The sequence below is a fragment of the Streptomyces kronopolitis genome (assembly GCF_014646275.1).
Lineage (GTDB): Bacteria > Actinomycetota > Actinomycetes > Streptomycetales > Streptomycetaceae > Streptomyces > Streptomyces kronopolitis.
Genome location: NZ_BMND01000001.1, coordinates 183,726 through 197,498 on the forward strand (window position 1 = coordinate 183,726; position 13,773 = coordinate 197,498).

At 73.2% G+C, this 13,773-nt stretch carries 10 protein-coding genes; 6 read left to right on the forward strand and 4 right to left on the reverse strand.

What is annotated here, in order from left to right:
• Nucleotides 1-173: 173 nt before the first annotated feature.
• The 5 genes from IEY78_RS00740 (at nucleotide 174) to IEY78_RS00760 (ending at nucleotide 7,097) form a co-directional block, all read left to right on the forward strand.
• Nucleotides 174-1,397, forward strand: a complete 1,224-nt coding sequence (locus IEY78_RS00740) for an MFS transporter (protein ID WP_229699605.1) — start codon at nucleotides 174-176, stop codon at nucleotides 1,395-1,397.
• Nucleotides 1,394-3,262, forward strand: a complete 1,869-nt coding sequence (locus IEY78_RS00745; RefSeq protein WP_189095372.1) for a S9 family peptidase — start codon at nucleotides 1,394-1,396, stop codon at nucleotides 3,260-3,262. Before IEY78_RS00740 ends, IEY78_RS00745 begins: the two co-directional genes overlap by 4 nt.
• 248 nt (nucleotides 3,263-3,510) lie before the next feature.
• Nucleotides 3,511-5,442 (forward strand): RiPP maturation radical SAM C-methyltransferase, encoded by a 1,932-nt coding sequence (locus IEY78_RS00750; RefSeq protein WP_189095374.1) that lies wholly within the window; start codon nucleotides 3,511-3,513, stop codon nucleotides 5,440-5,442.
• Nucleotides 5,443-5,464: 22 nt separating this feature from the next.
• Nucleotides 5,465-6,133 carry a DUF5825 family protein gene (locus tag IEY78_RS00755; RefSeq protein WP_189095376.1) on the forward strand — a complete coding sequence of 223 codons (669 nt, stop codon included), beginning with the start codon at nucleotides 5,465-5,467 and terminating at the stop codon, nucleotides 6,131-6,133.
• Between the two features lie 121 nt (nucleotides 6,134-6,254).
• Nucleotides 6,255-7,097, forward strand: a complete 843-nt coding sequence (locus IEY78_RS00760; protein WP_189095378.1) for a DUF1206 domain-containing protein — start codon at nucleotides 6,255-6,257, stop codon at nucleotides 7,095-7,097.
• Between the two features lie 91 nt (nucleotides 7,098-7,188).
• On the opposite strand, the gene IEY78_RS00765 is transcribed toward IEY78_RS00760, so the two are convergent.
• From IEY78_RS00765 to IEY78_RS00780, 4 genes are all read right to left on the reverse strand, one after another.
• Nucleotides 7,189-8,046: an RNA polymerase sigma factor SigF gene (locus IEY78_RS00765; RefSeq protein WP_189095721.1), complete on the reverse strand. Its 858-nt coding sequence runs from the start codon at nucleotides 8,044-8,046 to the stop codon at nucleotides 7,189-7,191.
• 144 nt (nucleotides 8,047-8,190) lie between these two features.
• A complete protein-coding gene (locus IEY78_RS00770) occupies nucleotides 8,191-8,619 on the reverse strand; it encodes an STAS domain-containing protein (protein ID WP_189095379.1) in 429 nt (142 codons plus the stop codon).
• A 135-nt stretch (nucleotides 8,620-8,754) separates the two neighbouring features.
• A complete protein-coding gene (locus tag IEY78_RS00775) occupies nucleotides 8,755-9,282 on the reverse strand; it encodes a universal stress protein (RefSeq protein WP_189095381.1) in 528 nt (175 codons plus the stop codon).
• Nucleotides 9,283-9,442: 160 nt separating this feature from the next.
• A complete protein-coding gene (locus IEY78_RS00780) occupies nucleotides 9,443-11,404 on the reverse strand; it encodes an APC family permease (protein WP_189095383.1) in 1,962 nt (653 codons plus the stop codon).
• A gap of 433 nt (nucleotides 11,405-11,837) precedes the next feature.
• Between IEY78_RS00780 and ggt the strand changes: the two genes are divergently transcribed.
• The gene (ggt, locus tag IEY78_RS00785; protein ID WP_189095385.1) at nucleotides 11,838-13,682 is read left to right on the forward strand and encodes a gamma-glutamyltransferase; all 1,845 of its coding nucleotides are present in this window, start codon (nucleotides 11,838-11,840) and stop codon (nucleotides 13,680-13,682) included.
• The last annotated feature ends 91 nt before the right edge of the window (nucleotides 13,683-13,773 follow it).

Below are 13,773 nucleotides of genomic sequence, written 5' to 3' on the forward strand. Positions count from 1 at the left end.
ACAGCGGCACTCCCCGCGGACGACTCACCGCACGGCTTACCCCCGGCGCCGGCACCGACGGCTCCGGCGGACGGCCGTGTCACCTTCGGCCCCGGCGGTGCGAGACCGGCCCCGGGCCGGGGCCGGTGACGGGGCCGGCCCCGGTGGCGGCGGCCGCCCCGCCGCTGCCCCGAGTGCGCCGCGACATACGGCTGTTCTGGTGGGCGGGCACCTGTGACGCGCTGGGCAGCCAGACCTCCGGACTCGTCCTGCCGCTGTTGCTGCTGAGCCTGGGCCGGACACCCGCCGAGGTCGGGGCCGTCGCCGGGCTCGGCGCGGCCGCCACCCTGCTCCTCGGCCCGCTCGCCGCGGTGCCCGCCGACCGCGGGGCGCGGAAGCGGGTGATGGTGGGTGCCGCGCTGGTGTCCGCCGCCGCGATGACCGGCGTCGCGCTGGCCGTCCGGTCCGGCACGGTGCCGATGGCCGTGCTCCTCGGCGCCGTCCTCGTCGAGCGGGCGGCGACCTCCTGCTACGAGGCGGCGTCGCTCGGCACCGTCCCCCTGGTGTGCCCCGCGTCGGAGCACCGGCGGGTGCTGGCACGACTGCAGGCGGGGGAGCGCGGCGCCCTGGTCCTCGGGCCGGCCCTCGGCGGCCTGCTCTTCCAGGCCGGGCGCTGGCTGCCGTTCCTCGCCGACGCCCTCTCGTATGCCGTCGCCGCGCTCTGCATCCGGGCGCTGCGTACCGAGTTGTCCGCGCCCCGCGACCAGCTGCCGACGGACGGCGGCCCGCGCCGGACCTGGCGCACGCTGTCCGCCGAAGCCGGAGCGGGGGTGGCCCTGATCCGCCGCGACCCCTTCCTGCGGCTGGCGCTCGTCTGGATCTCGGCGGTCAACGCGCTGCTCGTCGCGCTGTATTACACGACGGTCTTCGCCCTGGAGGACGACGGCCGCGGCGCCGCCGGGCTGGGACTCGTCCTCGCCCTCGCCGGGGCGGCCGGACTGGTCGGGGCGCTGCTCGCCCCGCGGCTGGCCGGCCGGCGCTCCCCGGGGTCCGTGCTGGTGGCGGTGTCCTGGCTGCTGGTGCCGCCCGCCGCTGCGCTCGCCGCAGCCCGCGACGCCTGGCAATTCGGCCTGCTCTTCGGCCTGTTGTGCCTGCTCACCCCGCTGGCCACGGTGGCCCTCCAGGCCCGCGTCATCCAGGTGACGCCGCCCGGACTCCAGGCGCGCACCGGCACCGTCCTGGCCACCGTGTCCGGCGCGGCCGCGGCCCTGGCACCGGCCCTCGCCGGACTGGCCGCCGACCGGGCCGGATCCGGCGCCACCCTCCTCGGCTGCGCCGTCCTGCTGGCCGTGCTCGCGCTCCACGTGACGCGAGCGGCACCGGCCGCCACCCGCGGCCCGGGGGAGGAGCCCGCATGAGCCCGCACGCGCCGCGCCCCGCCGCGGCCCCGCCCACCGTCACCGGCTTCCGGGTCTACCGGCCGGCGCTGCCCGAGGTCTGCCCGCGCGACCCGGCCCGGATGGCGCTGGCCGCGGACGCCGGCGGCCGCTGCGAGATCTTCACCTGGGACGCCGCCACCGGCACCGCCCGCCAGGTCACCGACAGCCCGGACGGCACCCTGCACTGCGCCCTCGACGCCGACGCCCGGGTGTGGTGGTTCGCCGAGGACCGGCGCGGCACCGGCCGGTGGTACTTCCAGGAGTTCGACGGCGGACCGCACCGGCCCGGGCTGACCGGCCTGCCCCCGGGCCTGCCGCACGGACTCGCCGTCAGCCACGCCGGAACGGTGGCCATCGGCCTCGGCGACGGCCAGGGCATGACCGTCCACCTCGGCACGGCGGGCGGCCCGGCCAGGGCGGTGCACACCGTCGACGGCCATGCGCTCCTGGCGGGCATCTCACCGTCCGGCGGACTGCTGGCGCTGACCGGAGCGGCCGCCTCCGAACGCGCGGTCACCCTCCTCACCTGCGCCGGAACACCGCTCGACACCCTGTCAGGACGCACCGGCCGGCTGTGGGCACTCGGCTTCGCGCCGACTCCGGCGGCCACCGAACTGCTGCTGGTCCAGGAGGTCGACGACCACTACCGGCTCGCCACCTGGCGGCCCGGCGCGGGACTGCGGGCCCAGGACTGGTGCCGCTTCGACACGGAGATCACCGCGCGCTGGTACCCCGAAGGGCGCCGGGTCCTGGTCCGCCAGGACCGCCACGGCCGCTCCACCCTCGCCGCCGCCGACCTCGACCTGCGCTCCCTGGCCCCGGTGCCCACCCCGCCCGGCACCCTCCTCGACGCGGCCCCCCGCCCCGGCGACGACGTGCACTGCCTCTGGACCGATACGGCCACCCCGCCGCAGATGCGCTCCACCGCGGGGACCCGGCTCCCGGCGCTCGCCACCCTGCCCGCCCGTACCCCGGGCCGGCACCGCGAACTGTGGACCCCCGGCCCGGACGGGCCCGTGCACACCCTGCTCAGCGAGCCGGACACCGCCGGTGCCGGCCGGCGGCCCCCGCTGGTGTTCCTGGTGCACGGCGGCCCCGCCGACCACGACCGCGACGCCTACGACCCGGAGGTGCACTCCCTGGTCGCCTCCGGATTCGCGGTCGCCCGGGTCAACTACCGCGGCTCCACCGGCTACGGACCCCGCTGGCGCGCCGCGTACCGCGAGGGCGTCGGGCTCACCCAGGTCGCCGACCTCGTCGCGGTCCGGGCCGACCTGCTGCGCCGCGACCTGGCCCGCGCGGACGCGATCGGCCTGTGGGGCACCTCCTGGGGTGGCTATCTGACGCTGCTGGCGCTCGGCACCCGGCCGGACCTGTGGCAGGCCGGGGTCGCCGTCAAACCGGTCGCCGACTGCGCGGCGGCACACCGCACCGGCACCCCCGCGCTGCGGGCCCTGGACGAGCGGCTGTTCGGCGGCACCCCCGACGAGGTCCCCGAACGCTACGCCCGCAGCTCACCCCTGCACCACGCCGCCGAGGTCCGTGCCCCGCTGCTGGTGATCGCCGCCACCCTCGACGCCAAATGCCCGCCCGGCCAGGTACGCGGCTATCTCACGGCGCTGCGCGAGGCCGGGGTGCCGCACGAGTCCGAGTGGCTGGAGACCGGCCACGACGGATACACCGGCGCCCACCATGTCGCCGTCCTGCGGCGCGCCATGGGCTTCCTGGACCGGCATCTGCGCCGCGCCCCCGCGGCCCGTCGAACTCCCCGTTCCCCAGCGGACGGGGTCTTCGGGGACACCGCACCATCCGGTGCCCCGGAGTGCACGACGCATGTTCCGTAATCCGCCAGAAGAGGAGAACCGCCATGCAGAAGGACATCATCCACAACGACCCGCTCGAGGGCGACGAGGAGAACCGCCGGCCGGGCATCGGCATCACGGTGACCGTGCCGTTCCGCACCGCTGAGGACACCGAGGAGGACTGACCCTCCCCGGCCGGCCCGGCGCCACCCGGGCCGGCCGGACCGTGCACCGCACCGGCCGGCCGCCGGCCGTCTCCCGCCCCATCCGCCGTCGTACGTGGAGCCGCTATGCGCGTCCTGCTGGTCAACATGCCCTGGTCCCCGATCGATCTGCCCTCGCTCGCCCTCGGAATCCTGCGAAGAAGCGTCGACGAGCGCACCTCCGGGCACGCCGAGGTCCTGCACGCCAACCTGGAGTTCACCGACTGGATCACCCGGCGCTGCACCTTCACCGGGGACGACTACCAGTTCTACGCGCTCTCCTCGTACTTCATGGGCTGCGGCGACTGGGTGTTCTCCTCCGCCCTCTACGACGACCCGACGTGGCGCGCCGAGGAGTTCTCCACCTCCATGAAGGGCAAACTGCGCGCCGAACGGCTGCGGATGTCCCACGAACTGCACGCCGTGGTACCGGAGTTCGTCCAGCAGATCGCCGAGCGGATCGTGACGGCCGGCCCCGATGTCGTCGGCTTCACCTCCACCTTCCAGCAGAACACCGCCGCGCTGGCCGCCGCCAAGTACGTCAAACGCCTCGCCCCGCACATCAAGACCGTCATGGGCGGCGCCAACTGCGACGCCGAGCAGGGCGCCGCCGCGCACCGCAACTTCCCCTTCCTGGACTTCGTGGTCCGCGGCGAGGGCGAGGCCGCCTTCCCACAGCTGCTGACCGCCCTCGACGAGGGCACCGAGCTGTCCGCCGTCCCCGGGCTCTGCCACCGGCAGCCCGACGGCACCAGCACCGCCAACGCGATGAGCACCAGCCCGCTGCCGCCCGCGACCATCCTCCCGCCCGACTACAGCGGCTACTTCGAGCGGCTGGCCTCGTCGGTGGCGCGCAACTGGGTGGAGCCCAAGCTCGTCGTCGAGGGGGCCCGCGGCTGCTGGTGGGGCGAGAAGCACCACTGCACCTTCTGCGGCCTCAACGGCTCCTTCATGCAGTTCCGCAGCAAGAGCCCGGAGACCTTCTACGAAGAGATCATGGAGATGGCCCGCCGCCACCGGGTGCTGGACATGTACCTCGTCGACAACATCCTCGACATGGGCTACCTCACCACCGTCCTGCCCCGCATCATCGACAGCGGCTACGACCTGCGGATGCACATCGAGATCAAGGCCAATATGCGCCGGGCGCAGCTGCGCACCCTCGCCGAGGCCGGAATGATCTACGTCCAGCCCGGCATCGAGAGCCTCAACAGCCGGGTGCTCGACCTGATGGACAAGGGCGTGAGCGGCTGCCAGAACGTCCGGATGCTCCGCGACGGAGCCGAGACCGGCCTGTCCGTCTCCTGGAACTACCTGCACGGCTTCCCCGGCGAGACGGCCGCCGACTACGAGCCCGTCATCGCCCAGATACCGGCCCTGGAACACCTCAACCCACCGGTCGACCTGTCCGCCCGCATCGCCATCGAACGCTTCAGCCCCTACTTCAACCGGCCCGAACTCGGCTTCACCGGACTGCGCCCCGAGGAGCACTACCGCTTCACCTACGACCTGCCCGAGTCCGAACTGCTGGACCTGGCCTACGTCTTCGAGGCGCCCGAACGCGGCATCACCGAGCCCACCGTCACCGCGCTCAACGACGCCCTCGGCGCCTGGAAGAAGCACCACGCCGACGCCCGCCTCACCCACGCCGACCTCGGCGACCGCATCGTGCTGGTCAGCCGCCGGCGCGCCTTCGACTGGGGCGCGCGGGAACTCACCGACCCCCTGGAGACCGCGGCCTTCCGCCTCCTCGACCAGCCGCACGCCCCCGCCGCGCTGACCCGCAAACTCGCCGCGCGGCTGCCGGACCGCACCGTCGACGAGGCCGCCGTCCACGCCCTCCTCCAGCACTGGGTGACGCTCGGGCTGGTCTTCACCGACGGCGGCCAGTACGTCCATCTGGCCCCCGCCGCGGTCAACGAGGACCTGCTGCGCCTCGACTTCATGCGCCACACCCATGCCGTCGCCGCCCCGCAGGAGCAGCCGGACGACACCGCCCGCACCGTCGCCCACGTCTGACGCCGGTCCCCGAGGAGACACCATGCACACCACCGCCACCCCCACCGGACCCGTGCTCAGCGCCTGGCGCGACTACGACGAGGCCGCCTGCACCCTGCCGGGCATGAGTCTGGGCCCCCTCGATCCGGCCGGCCCGCCGGAGGAGCAGGCCGACCGGCTGTGGGAACTCGGGGTACGCCGGGTGCGGTTCGCCGAGGAGATCGACCTGACCACCGTCGACGATCCCGGCGCCGCCGCGCAAGCGGTCCAACATCTGTGCCTGATACGGGATCTGACGGCTCGTGCGGTTCTCGTCCAGTGGCAGCTGCGGCTGCCGGCCGAGCCGGACGACGGCTGGCGCGACCTCAGCCACCTCCAGCCGCCCCGCACCCTCACCGGCCCCGCCGACCCGGCCGCCGCCCTCGCCCTGTGGCGCGACCAGCACTACCTCTGCAAATGCCTCTGGCGCCAGGGCCCGGGCTTCGTCCAGATCCGCGACCGGCGCTGGGGCGACCTGCGCCGCTTCACCGCGGACGAGCCCGGCTACCGGGAGGCGATCGGCCGGCTGGCGTACGGCGCCCCGCTGTCCGCGGTGCCCGAGTCCATCACCGCCGACTTCCTGGCGGAACGGCTGATCGCCCGCGCCGGACCGCTGGCGTGGTGGCTGCCGTACCGGGTCAACCGGTGGATCCAGGAGGCGATGGCCATCTGAGGCCCGGGGGCAGGCAGCACCCCGGCCGCATGCCGCCGGTGGGCTTCCGGGTTCGCGCCGCGAGCCCGGGGCAGACGGCAGTACGTCCTCGACGGCGGGGCAGCGGCTTTCAGGAGGCAACATGGACGCGACAAGCGCGATACCCGATGCGGGCGGGCGCCTGGTCCGGCGGGGTGCGCGCAGCACCGCGATCCGCACCGCGGCGCGCTGCGGATTCGCGGCACGGGGCGTGATCTACCTCCTGGTCGGCGTACTGGCCCTGCGGATCGCCTTCGGCGACTCCCATGAACAGGCGGACCGGGGCGGGGCGCTGGCGGAGATCGCCACCCGCCCCTTCGGCAGCCCGCTGATCTGGGCACTCGGCCTCGGACTGGCCGGGATGGCGCTGTGGCGCCTCACGGAGGCACTGATCGGCGCCTCGGGACCCGACGGGCACAAGCCCCACAAGCGGCTGCTGTCCCTGGCCCGCTGCCTCTTCTACGCCACCGTGTCGTTCTCCGTCCTGGCGTTCGCCGCGGGCCGCAAGGGCGACGGCAGCGGGTCCAGCGACCGGCAGTCCCGGGACGCGACGGCCCGGGCGCTCGAACTCCCCGCCGGTCCGTGGCTGGTGGCGGCCGCCGGGGTGGGCATCGCCGTCGCCGGGGCGTGGATCGCGGTGCGCGCCGCCCGCCGCCGGTTCCACAAGGACCTCCGGCGGGAGGAGATGCCGCGCCGCGTGCGGCAGGCCGTCGATGTGCTCGGCGTCGCGGGCGGCGCGGCCCGGGGTGGTGTGTTCGCCGCGGCCGGGGTGTTCGCCGTCCGCGCCGCGGTCCACCACGACCCGGGGAGCGCCAAGGGCATGGACGACACGCTCCGCTCCCTCGCCGACACCGCCGCCGGCCCCTGGCTGCTGGTGGCGGTCGCGGTGGGCCTCGCCCTGTTCGGCGGGTTCTCCCTCGCCATGGCCCGGTGGCGCCGGCTCTGACGGGCCCGGCGACTGCGGCCGCCGCACCGACGACCGCGGGCGGGCCCCGGCCATCTCGGCCGGGGCCCGCCCGCGAACACAACGCTTCCGGTCAGCGGTCGCTGAGCATCCCGGTGCGCAGCTTGGTCAGGGTGCGGGTGAGCAGCCGCGAGACATGCATCTGGGAGACGCCCAGCTCCTCGCCGATCTGGGACTGGGTCATCTCCTGGCCGAAGCGCAGCTCGATCAGCTGGCGCTCGCGCGCGTCGAGCTGCTGCAGCAGCGGCGCGAGGGTGTGGAGGTCCTCGACGGCCCCCATGGCCGGGTCCTCCTCGCCCAGCACGTCGGCCAGGGCGCGGCGCTGGTGGGAGGGATCGGGGTCGGTGGGGGTGTCCAGCGAGCCGGCGGAGTAGCCGTTCGCCGCGACGATCCCCTCGATGACCTCTTCCTCGGACAGGTCGAGATGGGTGGCCAGCTCGTGGACCGTGGGGTCGCGGTCGAGCCGGAGGTGGAGCGCTTCCTTGGCCTTCGCCAGATCGCTGCGCAGCTCCTGGAGCCGGCGCGGGACGTGCACCGCCCAGCCGGTGTCACGGAAGAAGCGCTTGATCTCGCCGAGGATGTACGGCACGGCGAACGTGGAGAACTCGACCTCACGGGAGAGGTCGAAGCGGTCGATGGCCTTGATCAGCCCGATCGTGCCGACCTGGATGATGTCTTCCATGTCGTCGCCGCGATTGCGGTAACGGCGCGCCACGTAGCGCACCATCGACATGTTCATCTCGATGAGCGTGTTCCGCGCGTACTGGTACTCGTGCGTGCCCTCCTCCAGGAACCGCAGCCGGTCGAAGAACTGCCGCGACAGCTCCCGCGCGTCCCTCGGAGCCACCGCGCTCGGGCATTCCACCTCCGGCAGTGCGGCGGCCAGGTCGGAGTGCTGCTCGGTAGCGGTGTCGTTCACGACGGTGGTCATCATGCCCTCCCCGCGCGCCCGGCCCACGCGGACGCGCAGCGCTCGCCTACCCACCATGAACACTTCCATGCACGTGACCTGCGTCTCATGATCACCTGCTCGTCGCCCGCAGCGGTCGGGGCCGGCCGCCGCCCGCGCCCCCGCTCACTCCACGGCGTCCGGGCCGGGCTCCGTGCCGGTCTCCGTACCGGGCTGCGACCCCTGCGGCAGCGAGGCCGCCGCGAGCGCGAAGAGCGCCTCCTCGGGGCTGGCGTGCACCGGCATGGAGACGCTGAGGCCGGTGAGGTCGAGGAGGCGCAGGACCACGGGGGAGACCGCGGCCAGCCGCAGGCTGCCGTCCACCCGCTTGGTGTCGTTGCACGCCCGGATCAGAACGTTCAGACCGGAGGAGTCCATGAACGGGACCGCCCGCAGGTCAAGCACCAGATGCTGCCGGCCGTGCACCAGTTGGTTGGCGAGCTGGTGGTGCAGCATGGTGCCGGTCTCCGCGTCGAGGTCGCCCTGCACGACCACGACCGCCACCTGCGGATCGATGACGGACACCTCGACGCTCAACTCATCGGTCCTCACCATGCGCGCCTCATCCCTTCGCCACTGATCAACGGTGGCCCTCGTGTACCCACTCGTCCCCCCTTCAGTCGGGCCTTCAGTCGGGACGGCGCACGGCGGGGCGGGGAGGGACGGCGGCGCAGGTCGGGAGCCTGCTCGTCACTCCGTCAACTCCCATGTGTCGAGCGGGAGTTTCCAGATGTTACGGCGGTGCGCGGCCTCGAAGCTGTCGTGCAGGGCGGAGGGCGGTACGGCCAGCACCGGGCAGCGGGCCCGGGCGAGGCAGTGGCGGGCGACCGAGGGCCACACGGCCCGCCGCAGCCTGCCGCGGGCGCCGGCCCCGACCACCAGCAGATCGTCGCTCCGGTCGGCGGCCTCCACCAGCACCGCGCCCGGTTTTCCGAGCACCACAAGACACTCCAGGGGCACGCCGGGCCCGGCATCGCCGAAGGCGTCCTCCAGCGCGGTCAGCAGCCGCGTGCAGGCCATCCGGCGCCAGGCGGCCAGCGGCGCCGGGCACGGTCCGCCGCGGTGCACGATGTCGCCGCCGGGCGGCTCCCAGGCCAGGACGGCCCGCAGTTCGCCGCCGTGGAGACGGGCCTCGGCGGCGGCCCGGTGCAGCGCCGTCAGACTCCCCAGCGAACCACTCACCCCGGCCACGACGCGCCGCACGCCCGGTCCGTCCATCGGTCCCGCTCCTTGTGTTCCGTGTCCCTGCCTGCTTCCTCGCCTCCATCGAACGGCCGCGGGCGGGGCGCGGCCGCCTCCTTGGCGCCTTCCTGACGCGCGGGCCGGGGACCCTGACGCCCCCATGACGGCCGTGGCCGCCGGGTGGGTGGTGGCGTGGTCAGCCGACGTGGACGCGGGGGCGCCGGTCCCGGTCGGGTTCGGCCTCGCGGAGGACCTCGCGGGTGACGGGGGCGACCTCCCCCTGGCCGAAGAGGAAGTAGCGCAGGAACTGGGCGAAGGGGTTGCCCTCGGTCCACTCGAAGTAGATGTGCGGCCGGTCGCCGGTGACATCGCGGACGTGCAGCAGCAGGGCGGCCAGCGCGTTGGAGACGGCGGGGCTCTCCAGGCGGAGCACGCGGTAGCGGCCGTGCAGCACCTCGCCGTGTACCCGCAGTTCGCTCTCGAACTCGGACGGGTCGCCCACGGTGACCTCGACGAAGACGAAGTCCTCGGACGCCGGGATGTCGTTGTCGGCGCGGATCTGCTGGAGCTTGTCGCGGTACTCGGCGACATCGCGGCGGTCGGGCTCGTTGGCGATGAAGCGGATCCTGCGCTGGGCGATGTCGCGGATGAACCGCTCCGCGATCCCGTCGAGCACGACGCTGGTCACCCGCAGCTCGAAGGCCCGGGCGAGGCGCGAGAGGAACGACAGCACGATGATGCCGGTGATGAAGCAGGCGCCGATCTTGACGCCGTCGGGGCGCTCGATGACGTTCGCGACGGTGGTGTAGAGGAACACCACGGCGATCACGGCGAAGCCGATCCACCAGCCGTGCTCGCCGGCCCGCCGGGCGGCGATGGTCACGGCGATGGCCGCGGAGCTGATCAGGACCAGCACACCGGTGGCGTACGCGCCGCCCTGCGCGTCCACATCGGCGTCGAAGAGCCAGGTCACGAGGAACGCGACCAGGGTGAAGACCAGCACCATCGGGCGGACCGCCCGCGCCCAGTGGGGCGCCATCCCGTAGCGCGGCAGATACTGCGGCATCAGATTCAGCAGTCCCGCCATGGCCGAGGCGCCGGCGAACCACAGGATGGCGATGGTGGACACGTCGTAGACGGTGCCGAAGGCGGAGCCCAGATACTCGTGCGCGAGGTAGGCCAGGGCGCGCCCGTTGGCCGAACCCCCGGGCTGGAACGCCTCCTTGGGGATGAGCAGGGTGGTCAGGAAACTCGTGATGATCAGGAAGACGCTCATGATGACGGCAGCGGTGGTGAGCAGCTTCTTCGCGCCCCGGATCCGCCCCACCGGCCGTTCCTCGGTGTCGTCGGGGTCGCCCTCGATGTGGGGCATGACCGCCACCCCGGTCTCGAACCCGGACAGGCCCAGCGCCAGCTTCGGGAAGACCAGCAGCGCCACACCGACCATCGCCGGCACATTGCCGTGCTCGGCGGTCAGCGCCTGGGTCCAGTCGGGAATGAGGTGCGCCGCGGTGACCACGTGCCACAGCCCGACGGCGACCACGACGACGTTGAGCCCCAGGTAGAGGGCCACGAGGGCGACCGCCACCCCGATCGCCTCCAGGAACCCCTTGAGGAACACCGCGCCGAGCAGGGCGATCAGGACCAGCGTGATCACCAGCTCCCGGCCGTGCAGGGCGGTGCTGACGTGCGGGTTCTCCACGAGGTGGGTGGCCGCGTCGGCCGCCGACAGGGTGATCGTGATGAGGAAGTCGGTGGCGGCGAAGCCCAGCAGGGTCAGGACGAACAGCTTGCCCTTCCAGAAGGAGAGCAGCCGCTCCAGCATCGCGATCGAACCCTGGCCGTGCGGGCTCTCCCTGGCCACCCGCCGGTACACCGGCAGCGCCCCGGCGAGCGTCACCACGACCAGGACGAGGGTGGCGACCGGCGACAGCAGCCCGGCGGCCAGGGCGGCGATGCCTGGCTGATAGCCGAGGGTGGAGAAGTAGTCCACACCGGTCAGGCACATCACGCGCCACCACCGCTGTCCGCGGCCGGCGCTCTGCGGGGCGGCGTGGGGCCCGGGATGGTTCTTGGCCATGTCGGCCAGCCCCTCCAGCATCCACGCCCGGAGGCGAGGGCGCACCGCTGCCCTGGACGAACCGGCGGAGGCGGCCATCGTGGTGCTCCTGTCGTAGCGCTGGCGTACCGCGAAAGGATCAAGCCATCGACGCGACGGCCAGGTCAGGGTACGCATCCACGGCCCGCTCGCCGGGGTGGCGCCGCCGTGGCGGCGCCCGTGTCCACCGGAGTGGGGGCAGGACTCCGGCGGCCCGGGTGACCCCGCGACGGAGCGGTCTACGGGACGTGGGGGCTGCCCGAGGTCCGGGGGAGTCGCCAACGGGTCGTGGCGGGCGAGCAGTTGCCCCTTCGAGCACCGTCTCCCACACCTCCGACCCGGCCTCGCGCGCCTTCTCCCGGGCCGGCCGGTTACTGAGGGGAAACCTCAGATCTCACACAAACCTTGCAGCTCAGCGTTGATCCGCCACCCGAACGGTGCCAGGGTTTCGGGAATTCTCCTGCCCGCCACCTCAGCGAATCCTGGAGGCCGTATGGCTGTCCGTCGTGCCGCTGTCGCCGCCGCGTCCGCGGCAGCGCTCAGTCTTTCCCTGCTGGCCACGTCCTGCACCACCAATGGGACCGCGGCCGCCGCCGCATCCGCGCCCTCGGCGCCCGCGAAGAAGGCGGTCGCCACCGGCAGCGGCGGCGCGGTGTCCAGCGTCAACCCCTACGCCTCCCGAGCGGGGCTGGAGGTGCTGCGCAAGGGGGGCAACGCCGTGGACGCGGCGGTGGCCACCGCCGCCGCCCTCGGCGTGGTCGAGCCCTACTCCGCGGGAGTGGGGGGCGGCGGCTACATGGTCTACTACGACGCCAAGGCGAAGAAGGTACGCACCATCGACGGGCGGGAGACCGCACCGGCCGACATGCGCGCCGACTCCTTCCGCGACCCCAAGACCGGCAAGCCGCTGCCCACCGACGACGTGATCAACTCGGGGCTGTCGGTCGGCATCCCCGGCACGCCGGCCACCTGGGACACGGCGCTCAAGGACTGGGGCACGGTCTCGCTGGCCAAGGCGCTGAGCCCGGCCACCCGGATCGCGGACGACGGCTTCGTGGTCAACAAGGAGTTCCGGGCCCAGACGGCCATGAACGAGAAGCGCTTCCGCAACATCAAGTCCACCACGGACCTGTTCCTGCCCAAGGGCGAGCTCCCGGTCGTCGGCTCCCGCTTCCGCAACCCGGACCTCGCCAAGACCTACCGGCAGCTCGCCGATAAGGGAGTCGGCGCGCTCTACCACGGCGGCATCGGCCGTGACGTGGTGCGCACCGTCCAGAAGCCGCCGGTGGCCCCCGGCGCCCAGCACAAGGACCGGCCCGGCCTGATGAAGCAGGGCGACCTCGCCCGCTACACCCCCGAACGCCGCGACCCCACCCGGACCACGTACCACGGGCTGGACGTCTACTCCATGGCCCCGTCCTCGGCCGGCGGCACCACGGTCGGTGAGGCGCTGAACATCCTGGAGAACTTCCACCTCTCCAAGGCCGACAAGACGCAGGCCCTGCACCACTACCTGGAGGCCAGCCGGATCTCCTTCGCCGATCGCAACCGCTGGGTGGGCGACCCGGCGGCCTCGGACGTGCCCACCAAGCCGCTGCTCTCCAAGGAGTTCGCCAAGAGCCGGGCCTGCCTGATCCGTTCCGACAAGGCCCTGACCAGCCCGCTGGCCCCCGCGGACCCGCGCCACCCGGACTCCGGCTGCACACAGAAGACCGGCAACAAGCAACCGCACGAGGGACCGTCGACCACCCACCTGGTCACCGCGGACCGCTGGGGCAACGTCGTCTCCTACACCCTGACCATCGAGCAGACCGGCGGCTCGGCGATCACCGTGCCCGGTCGTGGCTTCCTGCTCAACAACGAGCTGACCGACTTCGACTTCGCGCCCCTGACCAAGGGGACGCCGGACCCGAACCTGCCGGGCCCGGGCAAGCGTCCGCGCAGCAGCATGTCGCCGACGATCGTGATGCGGGACGGCAAGCCGATGATCGCCGTCGGCTCACCGGGCGGCGCCACGATCATCACGACCGTGCTGCAGACCCTGGTCAACCGGCTGGACCTCGGCATGTCACTGCCGGAGGCGGTCGCCGCGCCACGCCTGTCGCAACGCAACGCGGAGAAGACGGAAGCCGAACCCGCCTTCTTCGACACCCCCGAACGCAAGAAGCTGGAGGCGATGGGCCACCAGTTCGTCCTGGCCCCGAAGGCCTTCACGCCGTCACCGGAGATCGGGGCGGTGGCCGCCCTGGAGTTCCAGCCACACGGCAAGATCACGGCGGTGGCCGAACCCAAGCGCCGCGGCGGCGGGTCCGCCATGGTGCTCCACGACTCCCGCTGACGCCCGACCGTTCCCCACTGCACCCCGTCGTCCCCCGCCGCACTCTCAAGCGGCGTGGGACGACGCCGTGTTCCGGGACGACCGACCGAGT